Raw genomic sequence first — 700 nt, 5'->3', positions numbered from 1 at the left:
TCAATTCCTTTAAGTTTCAGCTTTGCAACCATACTCCCCCCGGAGCCCAAAGACTTAAAGTTTTCCCGGGGACTGCCCGCGATGTCAATTATAGAACCAACGCGGATCATCAGTCGGCATTGTTTATGGTCAGAACTACGACGGTATCTGATCGTCTTCGARMCYCYRACTTTCGYTCYTGATYAATGAAAACATTCTTGGCAAATGCTTTCGCTGTAGTTTGTCTGGCGGCGATCCCAGAATTTCACCTCTAACACCGCCATACAAATGCCCCCGTCTGTCCCTCTTAACCATTACTTCGGATCCGAAAACCAACAAAATAGAACCGAAGTCCTATTTCATTATTCCATGCAAGAATTTTCAGGCGCACAGGCCTGCTTTGAGCACTCAAATTTGTTCAAAGTAAAGATGCCGTCCGCTCCCGACACCCGTTTAAAGGCATCCGGAAGCATGCCGACAGGTCAACAAGACGAACTCGTCAACCCACCAGCACCCGTTTAACACAGACMCGGCTGAAAGGCTGCACAGCCACTACACCGAGCTGAACACGTCCTGATCGTAACCAAAACCGTGAACAAGCAGCGGCATGCGACCGCACGACCCAGATCCAACTACGAGCTTTTTAACTGCAGCAACTTTAATATACGCTTTTGGAGCTGGAATTACCGCGGCTGCTGGCACCAGACTTGCCCTCCAATTG

1 rRNA gene is annotated in these 700 nt (G+C 49.2%); it reads right to left on the bottom strand.

The window, feature by feature from the left end:
- Positions 1 to 67, bottom strand: a 16S ribosomal RNA gene (locus tag D0S45_20635); the annotation flags it as partial.
- Between the last annotated feature and the right edge of the window lie 633 nt (positions 68 to 700).

Origin of the sequence: Marinifilum sp. JC120 (assembly GCA_004923195.1) — a bacterium.
Classification (GTDB): domain Bacteria; phylum Desulfobacterota; class Desulfovibrionia; order Desulfovibrionales; family Desulfovibrionaceae; genus Maridesulfovibrio.
This window is presented reverse-complemented; position numbering and strand designations above follow the sequence as displayed.